The organism is Streptomyces sp. NPDC006872 (assembly GCF_040635845.1).
Taxonomy (GTDB): Bacteria; Actinomycetota; Actinomycetes; order Streptomycetales; family Streptomycetaceae; genus Streptomyces.
The window spans coordinates 418,823-433,005 of sequence record NZ_JBEYIL010000006.1 but is presented as its reverse complement, the minus strand read 5'-3'; the positions used below and the strand labels follow the sequence as shown (position 1 = coordinate 433,005).

Here is a 14,183-nt window from a genome sequence, read left to right as displayed (position 1 = left end):
GTGCCTTCCGGCACCTCCGGCCCTGCGCGCGTGCGCAGGGCCGGAAGCGGACGCCTTCGTCCGCGGCCCCTGTCCGAGACCGCTACCTCCGTGTCTGTCCGGGGACCAGTCCCACCTGTGGCGCGCCCAGGCTGTGCAGGGCCTGCTGTGCCTTGTCCGCCAGGCCGTCCGCGCCGCAGGACCGGGCCAGGGTGAGACCGCGGCCGAGTTCGGACACCGAGCGGGAGAGGATGCCGTACTCGACGCGTGCGGCCGCGTGTTCGTACTGGCAGGGCGAGGACTCCAGGTAGGTGACGGCCTGTTGGGCGAGCCGGACCGCGCGCTGGCCGGTCTCCAGAGCGGCGGCGCAGCGCAGGGCCTCGCCGATCGCGGTGTCGGTGCCGAAGCGCTCGGCCTGGCGACGGGCCTCGGTGGCGAGCCGGTTCGCGCGGGCCGGGTCCTCGACGGCCAGGGCACGGGCGAGGTCGACGGCCCAGGGGACCATCACCGGGTTGAGGTGGCCGCGGACGGCGGCCGCCTTCTCGGCCGCCTCCAGTTCGTTGATGCCGTCCTTGACGCGGCCGACGGCCAGCAGCAGCCGTCCGCGCACGGAACGGGGGTCGGGCAGCACGATCGTCGACGGGTAGGGCGGGGCGAAGTCGTACTGTTCGGCGATCTCCCAGGCTTCGGCGACATGGCCGCGGGCCAGCAGCGTGTCGACGAGGTTGCAGGTGGCGGACCAGTAGAGGGGCAGGCCGCGGCCGACGCGTTCGGCGATCCGCAGGGATTCCCTGAGGGACTCCTCCGCCTCCTTCAGCCGGCCCCGGCGGCGCAGGCCCAGTCCGAGGTAGGCGTGGGCCAGCGCGAGGTGGCCGCCGCTCCAGCCGGCCGACACATAGGTGCGCAGGGCATCGTTGAAGAGGCCGACGGCGCGGTCGAGCCGGTCGGTGTAGGCGTAGGAGCTGGCCAGCATCATCAGCAGCTCGATGCCCCACTCCTGGTCGGTCCAGCCGAGCCCGGGGGCGAGGCTGCCGTTGACCAGGGCGCGGTCGCAGAACTCGGCGACCTCCTCGGCGTTCTCGCCGCGGGTCACGGCGTCGAAGCCGCGCAGGATGAGCAGCGCGCGTTCGGCGTTGTCCCGGCCGGTGCAGGTCGAGGCGAGCTCGGCGAGCCGCTCGGAACGGCGCGGTGTGGTCGCCTCCCCCGCGTGGACGCCCTCCCACATGAACTGCACGGCCTGCAGCCGCAGCCGAGCCGGCCCGGGCGCGTGCCGGGCGGCCTCCGCCTCGACGGTGCGGACGGCCTCCTCCAACTGGTTGTTGTGCAGGAGGGCCTGGGACAGGCGGTAGACGGCGTCGACGCGTTCGTCGCCCTCGAGGCCCGGCAGGGTGGCGAGTGCCGTGCGCAGGTGTTCGATGGTCCGGGCGGGCGCGGTGAGGAGAGTGGCGCAGCCCAGTTCGTAGAGCACGCGCGCGTGGACCTCGGGGGCGGGCGGTTCCTCCAGGGCCCGCTCCAGACAGCGGCGGGCCGCGTCGGGGGCGCCGACGGACAGGTGTTCACGGGCGGCTTCGCGCAGCTGCTCGACGAGTTCCTCGTCGCCGTCCGCGTGGACCTGGAGCAGGTGCCGGGAGGCGGCCGCGAGGCCCTTGCCGGCGTCGGTGACGACCTGGGCGGCGATGCCGTGCATCGCGGTGCGCAGGCCGCCGGGGATGGAGTCGTAGACGGCGGTGGCGATCAGCGGGTGGACGAACTCCAGGTCGCCGTCGTCCGCGGGGACGGCGCCGGGGTCGGGTTCGGTGAGGATGCGGGCGTTGCGCAGCAGTTCGGCACAGCGCACCGCTTCGTCCCGCTCCAGGCCGGCGAGCCGGGCCGCCTGGGCGACGGAGATGTCGGCGCCGAGGATGGCGGCCGCCATGGCGAACTTGTGGGCCTCCATGCCCAGGGTCTCCAGGCGGTCGACGAGGCCGCCGCCGCGGGCCGCGCGGTTCAGGGGGCGCAGCTCGGTGGCCGAGGACTCGCTCGGTTCCAGTCGGCTCTCGCGGACCTTGGCGAGGAGCTCGACGGTCTCGTAGGGGTTGCCGGCGGTGACCGCCCACACCTCACGGCAGAACGCGGCGTCGGCGTGCTCGCCGAGCGTGGCCCTGGTGAGTCCGGCGACCGCGGGCGGGGTGAGCGCGTTGAGGACGGTGACGGCGCGGCCGGCGGCCTCGCCGACGGCGTCGAGGTGGCGGGCGGCCTCGCCCTTCACCTCGCCCGGCCTGCGGGCCACGACGACCAGGACGGCGAGCTCGTCGAGGCGTTCGACGAACACGGAGAGCCAGCGCAGGGTCTCCTGGTCGGCCCAGTGCGCGTCGTCGACCAGCAGCACCAGCGGGTAGTCCCGCCGGGCCAGCCGGGTCACGGCGGCCACCAGGCCGTCGCACACGCCCTGCGGGTCGGCGTGGCCCTCGCCGGGTTCCGCTATGCCCAGGGCGGGGCCCGCGATGTCGTACCAGTCGCCGAGGTACTCGCGGGCCTCCTCCGGGTGCAGGGACAGCAGCGCCGGCTGGAGCAGCTGCCGTACCACGTTGAAGGGGACGGACCTCAGTGTCTCGCCGCCGCGGGCCGACCACACGGCGCAGCCGCGGTCCTCGGCGATGCGACGTGTCTCGGCCAGCAACGCGGTCTTGCCGAACCCCGCCTCGCCCCGGAGCACCAGCAGGTGCCCCGAGGAGGACGTGTCGGCACAGAGTGTCTCCACCGCCTCTGCGATGGCGGCCACTTCCTCGTCGCGCTCCCACAGGGAAGCCGAGGCGGCCGCCGCCGGCCTGACCTCCGTCATCCCGCTACCTCCCCAAGTCGCCCGAACGACGTACCGACGTCGAGCGTAGCCGTCCGGGGGCCCTCGCGGAGGGCGGTCCGGGCAGGTCCGCCTCCACGAGTGACGGGGGACGGCCCGGGACGCCCCGGCGGGCCTGCGGATGTGCCCCCATGACGTCAACAGCGAGTGACGCGCACCGAATTGACGTCGAATTCGCGCCACGCGGGTGGCGGAGGGTGGCGGACAGGTGGCGGGATGTCCGGAACCGATTTCAAGAGAGTGCCCTCCCTCTCATCCGGCTTTCACCGATGCCTCATACGGTGGGGGCATGACGCAGGTGACTCCTCCCGGGTGGTATCCCGACCCGGGGCAGACAAGTGACGGTCCCGCCACCGAACGCTGGTGGGACGGCAAGGCATGGACGGACCAGACCCGCGCCGCGGGCTCGGCCGCCGTATGGGGTCCGCCGGCGCAGACCCCGGCCGACGGAACGTATCCGGCGTACCCGGGGTATCCGGGGCAGCCGAGGTATCCGGGGCAGCCGGGGTATCCGGGGTATCCGGCGGCGCCGGTCGCGGCGCCGCGGCGCGGGCTGCGGACCGGGATAGCCGTCGGCGTGGCCGTCGCGGTCCTGGCCAGCATCGGGGTCGGCGTGTGGGCGCTGTCCAACGACGGCTCCGGCGGCGGCAGCGGCACGGCCCAGGGCCCGGGCGGACAGGGCGGACAGGGCGGCTCCGGCGGCCAGGGCGGGCCCTTCGGCGACTCCGGCGGCTCGGGCGGCTCGGGGGGCTCCGGCGGTTCGGGCGGGGCGTCTCCCTCGCCCGAGGCGTCCGAAGCGCCGAAGATCAAGAGCGGTTCGGTGGCCGACGCGCTCAACGGGATCAGCATCCCCATACCGGACGGCTGGACCGGCCAGGAGCTCAGCGTCGGCGCGCAGATCACCTCCGACGCCTCCTACAAGTGCCCCGGCGACACCTCCAAGACCTGCACCAAGGGAGGCGTGTACTCGGCGCCCGTCGAGGTCCTGGAGACCAAGGGCGACACCGCGGAGGAGGTCGCGAAGGCGGACATCGCGGCCAACGCCGAGGAGTCCTACGGCGGCACGACGTACGGCGCGATCACCTCGCACACGGTGCTCGCCTCGAAGGCGGTGACGGTGGCCGGGCAGAAGGGCTATCTGGTGCGCTGGAAGGCGGTCACCAGCAAGGGCGCGGACGGCTACGTCGAGTCGCTGGCCTTCCCGGCCCCCGCGGACACCAAGCGGCTGGTGGTGCTCCGCTTCGGTGTCGACGCCGACCAGAGCGTGTCCGTCATCGACACGATCACCAAGGGGATCAAGGTGTCGACGGGCGGCGGCAGCGGACAGGACGTCTGACCGGGCCCGTGCAGACACGGTCGGCCGGGCGGGGGCCCCTCCGCTCAAAGGGGAGCCCCACCCGGCCGGTGGTGCGCGCCGCCCCCGTCCCCACGGTGCGGCGCGATACAGGTCGCCGTCCAGTCATCCCGTGGACGGCGGCCTGAGCCTCATGTCGTCGGCCCGGTGAGGCCGAGCGCCGGCAGCACGGCGGCCTCCACGAAGCGGACCAGGTATTCCTGGTCGGCGTACTGCCCGTCGATGACGGGACGTGCGCGGATCACTCCGAACAGCTGCGCCGGGATGTACTCCAGCGCCGGGTGGTCGCCGGCGATCTCGCCGCGTTCGACCCCGCGCCGCAGGATGTCCCGCAGCGCGGCGATCTCGGGGTCGATGAGCGCCTCGCGCAGTGCACAGGCGAGTTCCTCGTCGCCGGTGACGGCGTGGCCGAGCGCCTGCAGCAGTTTGGTCTCGTTGGCGGACCAGCGGCCGGTGGCCCGCGCGGCCTCGCGCAGGTCGTCCGCGAGCGAGCCGGTGTCGATGCCGGTGAGCCGGTCCTGCCGGCGGGCGCGCAGCGCGGCCACCACGAACTGGGGCTTGGTCTTCCACTGCCGGTAGAGCGTGGACTTGCTGCAGCGGGTGGTGGCGGCGACGCCCTCCATGGTGACGGCCTCGTAGCCGCACTCGCGGACCTGGTCGAGGACGGCGTCGAAGAACTCCCGCTCACGCTCGGGCGTGATCTTGGAGCGGCGCGTGGCGGAGACCGACTCGGGTCCGTCCGCTGCCTGCGACGTCATCTGCTCTTCGCCTCGCTTCTCTGCCACTCGGGCCACTCGCCTCGAGGTCCCTGCCGACTGCCGGGGGCCTCTTCTCCAGTGTGTCCTATGTCAATCGATACGCCAGTGTACCGGTACGGGCGCGTATCGGTACACTGGCGTATCGGTACGAAATCGTATCGGTGGTGTATGCACGGGTCACGCGCACGGCAGCACCGCCTCACACGCACCACCGTCAGCGAAGGGGTCGGGGGATGAATGCCCGCACCGAGCCTGCAGAAGCGGAGCCGGCCACACCGGCGCGGCCGCCCATAGTCCGCGAGCTCCTGCTTGTCGCAGGGCTCTTCCTCGTCTACAAGTTCGGCAGGCAGCTGGCTGCCGGCCATACCGCCGAGGCCTTCCGCAACGCCCACGACGTGTGGCATCTCGAACGGTGGCTGCGGCTGCCCGGCGAGGGCTCGGTGCAGTCCCTGCTGCTGCACGGGGACGCCCTGGCCGAGGCCGCGAACACCTACTACGCGACCGTCCACTTCCCGGCCACGGTGGCCTTCCTCGTCTGGCTGTACCTGCGGCGGCCGGCCCACTACGTGTGGGCCCGCCGGGTGCTGGCCGTGGTCACCGCCGCCGCGCTGGCGGTGCATCTCGTGTTCCCGCTCGCTCCGCCGCGGATGCTGGCGGCGACGGGCCTGGTCGACACCGCGCACGTGTTCGGGCCGTCGGTGTACGGCCCGCCGCAGACGGACCATCTGTCGAACCAGTTCGCGGCGATGCCCTCGCTGCACTTCGGCTGGGCCCTGATGGTCGCGATCGGCCTGATCGTCGCCACCCGGTCGCGCCTGCGGTGGCTGTGGCTGCTGCATCCGCTGGTGACCCTGCTGGTGATCGTGGGCACGGCGAACCACTACTGGCTCGACGCGATCGTGGCGGGCGTCCTGCTCTCGCTCGCGCTGGCGCTGATCCACGCCCCCCGGCGCACGGCCCCGGCCGCCACGGCGGAACCCGGTGCGGACACCGTCGTCCCGGCCGAGGAGCCGGTCCTGGTGGGGGCGCGCCGATGAACGCCACCCTGGTCGCCGTCGTCCTGTCCCTGTTCTCGGCCGCCGCCTACGCGGCCGCCGCCGTCGCCCAGGAGCGGCTGGCCTCCCGCAATCCCGGCACGGGCCTGCTGCGGCTGCTCGGCAACGGGGCCTGGTGGTCCTCGGTGGGGCTGAACGCCTCCGCCGCGCTGCTGCACGTCGTCGCGCTCAAGTACGGGCCGCTCACCGTGGTGCAGCCGCTCGGGGCGCTCACCCTGGTCGCGGCGGTGCCGATGGGCGCCCGGGTCGCCGGGCGCCGGGTCAGCGCCGCCGAATGGCGGGGCACCGCCTTCACGCTGGCCGGGCTGGCCGCGATCCTGGTCACGGCGTCGGGGCCGGCTCCGGAAGACGTCCTGAGCGTGCCGGAGGCGGTCGCCGTGGCGGGGACGACGACGGCGCTGATCGGGCTGCTGGCCCGGCCCGGCGCCACGCCCGGGCTGCGGCACGCGACCGCGTCCGGCTTCGCCTCGGGCGTCGCCTCGGCGCTCACCCAGACGGTGACGGTGGCCGCGACGGACCGTTCGGGCCCGCTGCTCAGCGTGCAGGTGATCGGGGTGGCGCTGCTGGTCGCGACCTTCGCGACGGGCGGGCTGCTGCTGTCGCAGACCGCCTATCGCGGCGGCCTCGGCGCCCCGCTGGCGATGGTGACCCTGGCGAACCCGGTGGCCGCCGCGGCGATCGGCCTCGTGCTCCTGGGCGAGCGGCTCCAGGGCGGGGCCGCGGGCGTGCTGCTCGCGCTGGCCGGAGCGGGACTCGCGGGGTGGGGCGTGGTGCAGCTCTCGCGGGCCGCACCGGAGCCCGAGCCCCTGGCCGTCCCTGACGAGGACCACCCCGTGGCGGCGGTGCTGGCCCTGCGGCCGGAGACGGCGTCGGCGGAGCCGGCGCTGCTGCCCCGGCCGACGTCCGAACCGGGACACCTCACCGCTCTGTAGTGCAGGAATGTGGCGCTCTCCAGAGCGCCACATTCCTCCACCGACAAGGTCACTCCGTGATGATCGCCGGGTCGCTGACGCCGGGGCGGCCGTTCTCGACGTGACCGGCGAACCGCCGCAGGAACGTCGGATCGGCGGACGACGTGACGGTGAGGTCGTACCACCGCCGGCTCGCCCGCAGGTCGACGGTGCGCTTGACGATGGCGCCGGGGCGCAGCCTGACGGTCGTGGTCCGGCCGCCGTACCCGTCGGCCACCTTCAGCTCCGCCGTGCCGTAGCCCCGGTTGTTGAAGGTGAGCTCGACGCAGTCGCCGACATGCCGGGCGACCACCTCGGTCCCGGCCGCCTTCGCCCTCCCCTCGAAGACGCGCAGGAATCCGTTCGGGCCGTGCACGGTCAGGTCGTGCACACCGCCGGAGTACGCCGAGTTCCAGGTGTCGGAGACGGTCGCGCCCGCCCCGGTGGTGTAACTCCACGGGCCGTCGGCGCGGTTGCCGGAGGTGACCAGGAAGGCGGCGCCGGCCTTGGCCCCGGAGGCGAAGGTGAGGGTGAGGGTTCCGGCGGTCGAGTCCACCGAGCCGTCCACGCTGGGCGTGTACCTGAGCGGACGGGTGGGCCGCAGGCCACGCTCCTGCTTCGGCAGGACGGGGTGGGCGGGCAGGGTGGGCACGTAGTCGGGGTGACGGTCCTTGTCCGGGGGCCGGTAGCCCTCGGTGTCCGGCAGGACGACCGACCGGGTGTCCCTGCGGGAGAAGTCGAACGCGGAGGTCAGGTCGCCGCAGACCGCGCGCCGCCACGGCGAGATGTTCGGCTCGTGGACGCCGAAGCGGCGCTCCATGAACCGGATGACCGAGGTGTGGTCGAGCGTCTCGGAGCAGACGTAACCGCCCTTGCTCCAGGGGGATATGACGAGCATCGGCACCCGCTGACCGAGCCCGTAGGGGCCGGCGGTGTGACTGCTGTCGCCCTTGAAGAGGTCCGGCCCGACATCGACCGTCGACCTGCCCTGCGCGGCCGAGGCCGGCGGGAACGGCGGGAGCAGGTGGTCGAAGAAGCCGTCGTTCTCGTCGTAGGTGACGAACAGGGCCGTCTTCGCCCACACCTCGGGGTCGGCGGTGAGCGCGTCGAGGACCTGGGCGACGTACCAGGCACCGTAGTTGGCGGGCCAGTTGGGGTGTTCGGTGAAGGCCTCGGGGGCGACGATCCAGGAGATCTGCGGCAGCTTGCCGCCCTTGACGTCGGCCTTCAGCCGGTCGAAGAAGCCCTCGCCCTTGCGGGCGTCGGTGCCGGTGCGGGCCTTGTCGTACAGCGGGTCGCCGGGCTGGGCGGTCTGGTACTGGGTGAAGTAGAGCAGCGAGTTGTCGCCGTAGTTGCCGCGGTAGGCGTCCTGGATCCAGCCCCAGCTGCCGTTCTTGTCGAGTCCGTCGCCGACGTCCTGGTAGACCTTCCAGGAGACGCCCGCCTGCTCCAGGCGCTCGGGGTACGTCGTCCAGCTGTAGCCGACCTCGTCGTTGCCGAGGACCGGGCCGCCGCCCTGGCCGTCGTTGCCGGTGTAACCCGTCCACAGGTAGTAGCGGTTCGGGTCGGTCGAGCCGATGAACGAGCAGTGGTAGGCGTCGCAGATGGTGAAGGAGTCGGCGAGCGCGTAGTGGAAGGGGATGTCGTCGCGGGTCAGGTACGCCATGGTCGTGGCGCCCTTGGAGGGGACCCACTTGTCGTACTTGCCCCCGTCGAAGGCCGCGTGGCCGTCGTTCCAGCCGTGCGGGAGGTCCTGGAGGAAGGCCATGCCCAGGTCGTCGGCGTCCGGGTGGAAGGGCAGGACGTCCTTGCCGCTGCCGTCCGCCTGGTGCCAGACGGACCTGCCGTTCGCGAGGGTGACCGGGCGCGGGTCGCCGAAGCCCCGCACGCCCCTCAGTTTGCCGAAGTAGTGGTCGAAGGAGCGGTTCTCCTGCATCAGGACGACGATGTGCTCGACGTCCTCGATCGACCCCGTGCGGTGGTTCGCGGGCAGCGCCGCGGCGCGTGCGATGCTGCTGGACAGAGCGGTGAACGCCGTGGTGGCGCCGGTGAGCTGGAGGAAGCGGCGCCGGTTGACTTCGGACATGGGTGAGGCACCTCTCGTGCAGAAGGGTTCTGCCGGCCGGTTCATACGGAATGCGCGCGCAAGGAGTGTTCCAAGGGCACAGAACGTCCGGGAAGGGTCGGATGACGCCGGTGTGAAGGTCGCCGGTACGTGGGGTGTGCGACGGGCCAAGAGGCCACCAAGCGGACCCGCTCCGTCGGCTCGGGGGCGCCGAGATCCCGTGGCGGGTAAGTGCGTTCTCTTTCGCCACAGGAGGCGAAAACACCCACTTCTGTTAATTATTGACCGAATGTAGCGAGACTATCGCTTTAGGTGTTTTATCCTTTAAACTCTCCGACATCACGCCAGGAAGCGCGCCGGGGGCGCGCTGTCGGGGGGAGCTGGTCGACGTGCGCCGTAGAGCGTTTTTCGCCACCCTGTTGGGCTGTGCCGCACTTCTGTTCTCGTCGGGGGTTCACGCGGCGCCGGCACAGGCCGCGGACCCGGTGGCGCCGTACGTCGAACTGGCCCCGGATTCGGGGCAGTTGTCGCCCGGCGGCACCCCGCTGACCGTCGACGCCGTGTTCCACAACACCCTGGACACGGCCGTCACGGACAGCTTCATCGTCGCCGTGGGCATCCGACTCGCCCCGCCCGCACCACTTCTGACGCCCCGACAGGTCACCGTGGAATGGTTCGACGCGGCCGCGTCGATGTGGCGGGCGGTGGAGCTGACATCGGGCGCGACCGCGCTCAGCGGTTACCTCAGCACGGACGCCGGGCTGCCCTCCGTGGGCTCGCTCCCGGCCGCCGGCAGCGCCCGGATCGGTCTGCGCATCTCGCTCGCCCCGGAGGTACCGACCGCGACCACGCTCCAGTTCGTCGCCCAGGGCCTCATCCAGCCCAGCCCGCTGATCGACCCGGTGGTGCTGATGGACGGCAAGGCCTCGTACGCCGTCGTCACACAGCCGACGGCCACGAACTCGCCGTCGGCGTCGGCCTCGACGTCCGCCAGCGCCACGCCGAGCATCACCGCGAGCGACACGGCGACACCGAGCGGCGGCGCCTCCGGCTCCTCGACCCCGTCCTCGTCCCCGACGTCCGGCGCGCCGACGCTGTCCGCCGTTCCGGCCCCGTCGGCGCTGACCGGCGGCGCCGGAGGCGACCAGCTCGCGAACAGTGGGACCCCGGCCGCGACCGCGATCGCCGGCGTGGCCGTGCTCGTGTGCGCCGCCGGTGCCGCCCTCGCCGTGACCCGACGCCCGGCCCGCGGACGGGGACGGGGACGGGGACAGGGACAGGGCGGCTGATCCCGGCGGGCCGCCGAGCCCGCCGAGCGCGCCGCAGGACGCGGGGGCGCAACACCGGCCCGTCCCACGTCTCACCGTCCCCGCGTCTCAACGTCCCCGCGCCCCTGTGTCCCCATGTCTCCACGGGAGGAACTCATGCACCACCGCAACGGGCAGGACGTCCTGCGGGACGTGGTCCGCAGCGTCGCGCCGGCCGAACTGGAGAAGCTGGACGAGACGTGCCGGGTCTACCTCGCTCGGCCCTACCCTCCGCAGCCCCTGCACCGGCCGACCGGGGACCCGCTGGGCGACGGCATCCAGACGCTCGTCCTCCTGCCGGTCCTGGTGGCCGTGGTCTCGCAGATCCTCGCCGACCTGGCCTCCGGACGCATCCGGGCGGGCGGCGGCCGGCTGTCCCGGTGGTGGCGGCGACGGCGCGGGAGCGGAGCCGAGGCCGAGGGCCGACGCGCCGCGCTGACCTCCGCCGTGCCGCAGCTCTCCGACGTGACACGGCAGGAACTCACCGAGTGGGCCGTGGCCCGGAGCCGGGCCGTCGGCCTGTCGTCGGCCCAGGCCGAGGCATGCGCCCACGTCATCGTGGTGGCCGTGGTCGCGCCCGAGGCGGAGCCGGCGAGCGCCCCGGCGCCGGCCGCCCGCACGGAGGCCGGCGACGAGGCCGGCGAGGTGCAGACGTCCGCCGACACGCCGCCGTCGTGAGCGTCGCGCCGGGCGCCGCCACGCCCGCCGCCGACCGCCGCGAGGTCGCCCGTGCACTCGTCTCCAGCCCGCTGCCGCTGCCCACCACCACCCGGCTGGTGCTGCTGGTCCTCGTGGCCGCCGCGGGAGCGACGTTCGCCACGTGGTGGTGGCTGGTCCTGGGCCGGGGCAACTGGCAGGGCGCCCAACTCGCCTGTCTGCCCGCCCCCGAGACCGCAGCCGCCGCCTCACCCGACGCGGTCCTGTCCCGCTTCACCGGCTGTGTCAACGACGTCCGGCTGGCCCAGTCCGCGGTGGTGCTGTGCGGGCCGCTCGCCCTGCTGGCCCTCGCCCTGCTCGGCCGGGCCGCCCAACGCCGGCTGAGCCTTTGGCGGTGGGCGGCGAAGAAGGCCGACGACGACTCGTCCCTCGCCGCACGCCTGACCGCCGTACTGCCCGACGGCGACGACGGCGAAGGCCCCCGGCCGACGCTGTGGGTGCGCGGCACACGGCGCGTCGGCGTCCAGGCCCGGGCGTCGGGCACCGTCCGCAAGCCGTGGATCGTGGCCGACTCGCACGTCTTCAGCCGGCCCGACCGGGAGGTGGAGGCGATCTTCCGGCATGAGCTGGCCCATCTGCGCCTGCGGGACGTGAGCCGGGTACGGCTCGCCGCCGCGGCCTGGTGGATCCTGCTCGTGGGGGTCACCCTGCCGATGGGCGCGGCCCTGGTGCTGGACCCCGGCCTCCTCGGCACGGACCTGCTGGTGCGGATGACGGTCGTACTGGTGGTCTTCCTGCTGACCCTGTGCGCGGTGCTGCGCGTCCGGGAGCACGACGCCGATCTCGGCGCGGAGGCGGATCCGCGCGCGCCGGTGGGCGCCACCGCCGACCACCTCGGCTCCGACCTCCCGCAGAACCGCCGCGGCCGGCTCCTGCGGGCCGCGGGCCTCGCCAGCCACCCCACCTCCACCGCCCGACTCGGCGTACTGGCCGACCCGGCGCGTACCTGGGGACTGTCCGCCGCCGAGTGCCTGACGACGGGACTCGCCGCGGGCCTGCTCTTCACCGACCTCGCCCTGCTGGTCGCGTCCCTGATGCCCACTCAGGTCCAACTCGCCTACATGCTCACGGGGTTGCTCGTCGGCTGGGCGGTGGCCGGGGTGGCGACCGTGGCGTGGTGGCGGGCCGTCGCGGTGGGGCACCGGGACGCCCGCGGAGGGCGCCCGGCACTGGCCGGGGCCGCGCTCGGGCTCGGCGTCCTCGTCGGGAGCCAGCTGTCCGGTCGCGCGGCCGGCGACTGGCTGCGGGACACCGGGACAGCCGACGGACTGACCACGGCGCTCTCCCTCACCCATGCCCCCCGCGCACAAGTACTCGCCCTGGCAACGACGTTGGTGGTCGGCGGGGCGCTGTTCGGCGTCTGGACCACCGCCCTCGCCCGAGCCGCGCGGGCCGCGGTCGCCGGGCCCCGCTCGGCGCCGGCGTGCGCGGCGGCCGTCGTCCTCTCCGGGCTCCTGACGGCGGTCCCGCTGGGCAGTTGGTTCCTCTTCGCCCGACTCACGGCGGCCCGCGCCACCCCGGACATCCGTTGGAGCGTGATCGACACGCCCTGGTGGGTGACGGGGTTCGCGGTGACCGTCTGCGGCGCGCTGACCCCCATCGCCTGGTCGGCCACCGTCGCATGGGTCCGGGGACGAACCCCGGGAACGGAGGCACCGCACGACCACGGCCCCGCAGCGGGCACCTCCGCACGCCGGTTCCCACCTGTGGCGGTGTTCGTGGTCGCCGGGGTCGTCGCCGCCGCGGGGGCCGGGTGGGCCACGGTCGGCGGCCGGTTCGCCGGGGTGTCGGCGACCTCGGCCGGCCGGTCCTCCGGTCCCCCGGCGACGGTCACCGTCCGGCCGGGCTCGGCGGCCGCCGGAGGCGACGAGACCGTCCCCCTGGACGAACTCCCCGTCCTCCCGCCCGCGGCGGAGCGCACGCCGCAGCTGCGCGCGGACACCGCCCTCGTGTGCCGTGCGCTGACCCTCGGCGGAACCGTCGTCTGGAGCGACCCGGAGCGTCGGCGCGACACGGCCGATCTGCTGGGCGGCCTCGACGACACCGTTCTGCGCGCCGCCTCCGCCGTGCTCCGGCGCGACCCGACCGGCCCGGTGGACCGCGACGCGCTGGTCGCGTCCGTCCTCCGTTGCGACCTGTACTTCCGCTACCGCCGCTGACCCGCCCCACCCTCCGAGGAGGCATGTGTGAGCCGGACACCCGCCGTGACGACCAGGGCCGCCGGTCGACGCCGGTCGGTCGCCCCGCCGGTCGTGGTGGCACTGCTGGCCGCCGCCCTCACGGCGTGCGGCGACGCCGGCGACCGGTCGGCGGACACCGTCGTGCCGACGCAGCCGTCGCTGTCCACGTCGCCGAGTACCACCTCGACCGCGACGACGTCCCCGACCGCGTCACCGGCTGTCTCCGGCTCCCCGTCCGCCTCGCCGAAGGCCTCGGCCGGATCGTCGTCCCCCTCGACGCGCCCGAGCGGTCCCACCGCGACGGGCGGAGCCGGCGGCTCCTCGGGAGGCCGCGGATCCGGCGGCACCGGAGGCGGGGGAGGCGGCGGCACGCCCGGGACGAAAACCCCCTCCACCCCCGGCGCCCCCGCTGCACCCGGGCCCCCGACCTCCGCCGCGCTGTCCTCCGCCCTGCTGACGACCGGTCAGCTGCCCTCCGGCTATGTGAAGACCGTGCTGCAGAACGATCCCCCCACCCGCTCCGACCGCCCCGACTGCCTCAATGCGCTCAACTCCCTGGAGTCCTACCGCAGCACCCGTCCCGGCGCGGTCGAGGCCAGGGTCACCTTCGCGCAGAGCCGGAGCGGGCCGTTCCTGCAGGAGGTCGTGCGGTGGCTGCCGGGCACCGGTGCGCGCCAGGACCTGCAGCAGGCGGCGGCCGTGCTGTCCGGGTGCGCCGAGTTCGCCATCGGCTGGAGCGACGGCATGACCGGCACGGAGCGTGTGGTGGCGCACGGTTCGGCGGGCGTCGGGGACGCCTCGTGGCACGCCACGGTCACGGCGACCACCGGGACGTTCACCGTGCAGGAGACGCTGGTCCTGGCCGTCGTGGGGAAGACCCTGGTCGTCCTGAGCGAGGCGGCCGGCCCCACGGCGCCCTCCCGCTCGCGCACCGTCGCCCTGGCCCGCGCAGCGACGGTCCGCGTCCCCTGACCGACCC

The 14,183-nt window shown here is 73.9% G+C and carries 10 protein-coding genes; 7 read left to right on the top strand and 3 right to left on the bottom strand.

The window, feature by feature from the left end; translation table 11 throughout:
- Positions 1–82: 82 nt before the first annotated feature.
- Positions 83–2,800, bottom strand: coding sequence for an AAA family ATPase (locus tag ABZ725_RS20670; RefSeq protein WP_358804038.1), 2,718 nt, complete (start codon positions 2,798–2,800; stop codon positions 83–85).
- A gap of 307 nt (positions 2,801–3,107) precedes the next feature.
- Between ABZ725_RS20670 and ABZ725_RS20665 the strand changes: the two genes are divergently transcribed.
- Entirely contained in the window at positions 3,108–4,154 is a 1,047-nt protein-coding gene (locus ABZ725_RS20665; RefSeq protein ID WP_358804037.1) for a DUF2510 domain-containing protein, read from the top strand.
- A 149-nt stretch (positions 4,155–4,303) separates the two neighbouring features.
- On the opposite strand, the gene ABZ725_RS20660 is transcribed toward ABZ725_RS20665, so the two are convergent.
- Positions 4,304–4,930 (bottom strand): TetR-like C-terminal domain-containing protein, encoded by a 627-nt coding sequence (locus ABZ725_RS20660; RefSeq protein ID WP_351918837.1) that lies wholly within the window; start codon positions 4,928–4,930, stop codon positions 4,304–4,306.
- Positions 4,931–5,163: 233 nt separating this feature from the next.
- Between ABZ725_RS20660 and ABZ725_RS20655 the strand changes: the two genes are divergently transcribed.
- Both ABZ725_RS20655 and ABZ725_RS20650 read left to right on the top strand, forming a co-directional pair.
- Positions 5,164–5,967, top strand: coding sequence for a phosphatase PAP2 family protein (locus ABZ725_RS20655; protein ID WP_358804036.1), 804 nt, complete (start codon positions 5,164–5,166; stop codon positions 5,965–5,967).
- Positions 5,964–6,917 carry a hypothetical protein gene (locus tag ABZ725_RS20650; RefSeq protein WP_358804035.1) on the top strand — a complete coding sequence of 318 codons (954 nt, stop codon included), beginning with the start codon at positions 5,964–5,966 and terminating at the stop codon, positions 6,915–6,917. Before ABZ725_RS20655 ends, ABZ725_RS20650 begins: the two co-directional genes overlap by 4 nt.
- A gap of 49 nt (positions 6,918–6,966) precedes the next feature.
- Here ABZ725_RS20650 and ABZ725_RS20645 read toward each other — a convergent pair whose 3' ends face one another.
- Entirely contained in the window at positions 6,967–9,021 is a 2,055-nt protein-coding gene (locus tag ABZ725_RS20645; RefSeq protein ID WP_358804034.1) for a phosphocholine-specific phospholipase C, read from the bottom strand.
- Between the two features lie 368 nt (positions 9,022–9,389).
- On the opposite strand from ABZ725_RS20645, the gene ABZ725_RS20640 reads away from it, so the two are divergent.
- From ABZ725_RS20640 to ABZ725_RS20625, 4 genes are all read left to right on the top strand, one after another.
- Complete coding sequence (locus ABZ725_RS20640) at positions 9,390–10,289, top strand: hypothetical protein (RefSeq protein ID WP_358804033.1); 900 nt, start codon at positions 9,390–9,392, stop codon at positions 10,287–10,289.
- Positions 10,290–10,424: 135 nt separating this feature from the next.
- Positions 10,425–10,985, top strand: coding sequence for a hypothetical protein (locus ABZ725_RS20635; protein ID WP_358804032.1), 561 nt, complete (start codon positions 10,425–10,427; stop codon positions 10,983–10,985).
- Positions 10,982–13,183: a hypothetical protein gene (locus ABZ725_RS20630; RefSeq protein ID WP_358804031.1), complete on the top strand. Its 2,202-nt coding sequence runs from the start codon at positions 10,982–10,984 to the stop codon at positions 13,181–13,183. The genes ABZ725_RS20635 and ABZ725_RS20630 overlap by 4 nt, the downstream gene beginning before the upstream one ends.
- A 27-nt stretch (positions 13,184–13,210) precedes the next feature.
- The gene (locus tag ABZ725_RS20625; RefSeq protein ID WP_358804030.1) at positions 13,211–14,176 is read left to right on the top strand and encodes a hypothetical protein; all 966 of its coding nucleotides are present in this window, start codon (positions 13,211–13,213) and stop codon (positions 14,174–14,176) included.
- Positions 14,177–14,183 lie beyond the last annotated feature (7 nt).

Bases quoted from the DNA above. Each gene is read 5' to 3' on its own strand.
- ABZ725_RS20650 (WP_358804035.1), top strand. From the start codon at position 5,964: ATGAACGCCACCCTGGTCGCCGTCGTCCTGTCCCTGTTCTCGGCCGCC.
- ABZ725_RS20635 (WP_358804032.1), top strand. From the start codon at position 10,425: ATGCACCACCGCAACGGGCAGGACGTCCTGCGGGACGTGGTCCGCAGC.
- ABZ725_RS20655 (WP_358804036.1), top strand. From the start codon at position 5,164: ATGAATGCCCGCACCGAGCCTGCAGAAGCGGAGCCGGCCACACCGGCG.
- ABZ725_RS20660 (WP_351918837.1), bottom strand. From the start codon at position 4,930: ATGACGTCGCAGGCAGCGGACGGACCCGAGTCGGTCTCCGCCACGCGC.
- ABZ725_RS20665 (WP_358804037.1), top strand. From the start codon at position 3,108: ATGACGCAGGTGACTCCTCCCGGGTGGTATCCCGACCCGGGGCAGACA.
- ABZ725_RS20670 (WP_358804038.1), bottom strand. From the start codon at position 2,800: ATGACGGAGGTCAGGCCGGCGGCGGCCGCCTCGGCTTCCCTGTGGGAG.
- ABZ725_RS20645 (WP_358804034.1), bottom strand. From the start codon at position 9,021: ATGTCCGAAGTCAACCGGCGCCGCTTCCTCCAGCTCACCGGCGCCACC.